Annotated in this window: 1 pseudogene; it reads right to left on the bottom strand. The window is 74.1% G+C overall.

The window, feature by feature from the left end:
- Positions 1-3,682 (bottom strand): annotated as a pseudogene (locus tag ACZ6O2_RS36360) (type I polyketide synthase); the annotation flags it as partial.
- Positions 3,683-3,895 lie beyond the last annotated feature (213 nt).

Here is a 3,895-nt window from a genome sequence, read left to right on the forward strand (position 1 = left end):
ACACACCCCCATCCCACACACCCGACACATCCACCAACCCACCCCACCGCAACGGCAACTCCAAACCCACCACCCGACCCAAACCCCACACCGCCACACCAGCGACGTCGGTGAGCGGGTCGGAAGCGCCGACCGAGACCGCCCCGCGGGTCAGCCACCACAGCCGGCCCGCCCCGCCGACCTCGGCGAGGGCCTGCACCACCGTCAGCGCCCGCGACGCCTCGACGGCGCCCGGAACCGCGGCCGGCTCCCGGGGGTCGGTGAGCGACAGCAGGGACAGCACGTTCGCGTCCCGGTCGGCGGACCCCATCGCGTCGCGCAGCAGCCGGGCCACCCGGTCCCGGTCCGCGTCGGCCGGGACCGGCACCGGGATCACCCGGGCGGCCCGGGCGGCCAGCCCCTCGGCCGCCGGGTGGTTCTCCTGCCCCGGCGCCGTCAGCACCAGCCAGGTCCCCGCCAGGGTCGCGGATTCCGGCACGGCGGTCGTACGCCACGTCGCCCGGTACCGCCAGGAGTCGACGGCGGCCCGCTGCTGCGTCGTCCGCCGCCACCGGGCGAGCTTCGGCAGCAGCGCCGTGGACGGCTCGTCCGCGCCCACCGCCAGTTCTTCGCCCAGCGCGCCGAGATCCCCGGACTCGACCGCCGCCCAGAACCGCTCGTCGGACGGGGTGTCGACGGCCGCCGGGGTCGCGCCGGGCTGCGGGTCGTCCAGCCAGTACCGCTGCCGGTCGAAGGCGTACGTGGGCAGGTCGACCACGCGCGGCCGGGCACCGGCCTGGCCGTGGTACGCGGCCCAGTCCACGGCGACGCCGGCCACCCAGAGCTGCCCGACGGCCGCGGTGAGGGCGGCGAGCTCCGGCTGCTTGCGGCGCAGCGCGGCGACGTACCGCACGTCGTCGCCGGTCGCCGCAGCCTCGGCCGCCATGGCGGTGAGGACGGCGTCCGGGCCGACCTCCAGGAACGTGTGCACGCCCTGCTCCCGCAGCGCCGCCACCCCGTCGGCGAACCGCACCGCCTGCCGCACGTGCCGCACCCAGTAACCCGGGTCGGTGATCTCCCCGGCGTCGGCCACGGCCCCGGTCACGTTCGACACGATCGGGATCCTCGGCGCCTGCCAGCCCAGCCCCGCCACCACCGAGGCGAACTCGTCCAACATCGGGTCCATAAGCCGCGAGTGGAACGCGTGACTGACCGACAACTCCTTGACCCGCCAGCCCCGCTCACGAGCGGCCGCCACCAGCACAGCCACCTCGCCCGCGGCACCCGACACCACCACGGCAGCTGGACCGTTCACCGCCGCGACATCCACCGCCGCACCGGTGAGGTCGATCAGCTCGACGACCGATTCCTCCGAAGCGCCGACCGCGGCCATCACCCCGCCGGCCGGCAACGCCTGCATCAACCGACCCCGCGCCGCCACCAGCGCACACGCATCCGACAGCGACAGCATCCCCGCCACGTACGCGGCGCTCACCTCACCGATCGAATGGCCCGCCAGGAAGTCCGCCCGCACACCCCACGACGACAGCAACTCCCACAACGCCACCTCAATGGCGAACAGACCCGCCTGCGCGAACACCGTCTGATCCACCAGAGCGGCGTCGGGAGTGCCCGGCTCGGCGAACACGACCTCGCGCAGCGGACGCGGCAACAGCCCGTCGAACTGCCCACACACCCGGTCGAAGGACGCCGCGAACACCGGGAACGCCTCGTACAACTCGCGACCCATGCCGGCCCGCTGCGAGCCCTGACCGGTGAACAGCACCGCCCGACGGCCCGCCGACACCACACCCGACACCACCGGCCGGCCCTCGGCCACCGCCGCCAGCCCCGCCGTCAACTCCTCGACCGAGCCACCCCACACCACGGCGCGGTGCTCCAACGCCGCCCGCGACGTCGCCAACGACCACGACACGTCGGCCACCGCGAGGTCGGACCGGTCCCGCACGAACGCCACCAACCGCGCCGCCTGACCCGACAGACCCCGCTCCGACCGCGCCGACACCACCCACGGCACCGGCACTCCGGCAGACACGACGGGCGCCGAGGCAAGATCCTCCCCCGCCACCGACTCCACCGCCGCGGCCGAGGGCTCTCCCGCCGCAGGCGCCGGCTGCACCGCCAGCTCCAGCTCCGACGCCGGCCCCGGGTGCTCCAGGATCACGTGCGCGTTCGTGCCCGAGATGCCGAACGACGACACACCCGCCCGACGCGCACGCCCCACCGCCGGCCACTCACGCGCCCGCGTCACCAGCTCGACCGCACCCGACGACCAGTCCACATGCGACGACGGCTCGCCCACGTGCAACGACGCCGGCACCACCCCGGCCCGCATCGCCAGGATCATCTTGATGATCCCCGCCACGCCGGCCGCCGCCTGCGTGTGACCGATGTTCGACTTCACCGAGCCGAGGAGCAGCGGCGCAGCCTCGCCGCGGCCCTGCCCGTAGGTCGCCAGCAGCGCCTGCGCCTCGATCGGGTCACCGAGCCTGGTGCCGGTGCCGTGCGCCTCGACGACGTCCACGTCCCCGGCGGACAGGCCCGCCGACGCGAGCGCCTGCCGGATCACCCGCTGCTGCGACGGACCGTTCGGCGCGGTCAGACCGTTGGACGCGCCGTCCTGGTTCACCGCCGTGGCCCGGACCACGGCCAGGATCCGCCGACCGTCCCGCCGCGCGTCGGACAGCCGCTGCACCAGCAGCATGCCCACGCCCTCGGACCAGCCGGTGCCGTCAGCGGCTTCGGAGAACGACTTGCACCGGCCGTCGGCCGACAGCCCGCCCTGGATCGAGAACTCGGCGAAGGTGGCCGGGGACGCCATGACGCAGACGCCGCCGGCGAGGGCGAGGTCGCACTCCCCGGACCGCAGCGCCTGCGCCGCGAGGTGCAGCGCCACCAGCGACGACGAACACGCGGTGTCCACGGTCATCGCCGGCCCCTCGAAACCGAACGAGTACGCCACCCGACCCGACAGCACACTGGTCGCGTTGCCGGTGAGCAGATGGCCGCCGACCTCCTGGGCACGGCCCACGGATCCGCTGGCGTACCCCTGGAAGCTGGCGCCGGCGAAGACGCCGACCGCGCTTCCCTTCAGGCTGGTCGGGTCGATGCCGGCGGATTCGACCGCCTCCCAGGACGTCTCCAGCAGCAGCCGCTGCTGCGGGTCCATGGCGAGGGCCTCGCGGGGCGAGATGCCGAAGAACTCGGCGTCGAACTCGGTGGCGTCGTAGACGAAGCCGCCGCTGCGGACGAAGGACGTGTCGGACAGCCCGCTGCCGAGGAAGGCGTCCCAGCCCCGGTCGAGGGGGAAGTCGGAGATGCCGTCGCGTCCCGTGGAAAGCAGTTGCCAGAACTCGTCCGGCGATCCGACGCCGCCTGGGAGGCGGCAGCCCATCCCCACGATGACGATCGGGTCGTCGTCGACGACGGTGACCGTACGCCCGGCCGGCGCGTCGCCGGAGGCGCCGAGCACGGTCTCCCGGATGAAGGCGACCAGGGCGGCCGGGGTCGGGTGGTCGAAGACCAGCGTGGTGGGCAGCGCGAGGCCCGTTTCGGCGGTCAGCCGGTTGCGCAACTCGACCGCGGTGAGGGAGTCGAAGCCGAGGCGCTGGAACGCCCGGTCCGGCGGCACGGACTCCACGGTGGCGTGGCCGAGCACCGCGGCGACCTGGGAGCGCACGAGGTCGAGCAGGGTCGCCTCGGCCTCCGACGGCGGCAGAGCCGCGAGCCGCCGGCGGAAGGCCGAAACCTGGTCGGTGGGGCCGTCCTCGCTGCGGGCCGCTGCCTCGATGGCCGACTGTGCCTCGGGGATCTCGGTGAACAACCGACTCGGCCGCAACGCCGTGAACGACGACACGAACCGATCCCACCGCACATCCGCCACCACCACCTCCCC

The sequence above is a fragment of the Micromonospora sp. NPDC048040 genome, from assembly GCF_055587185.1.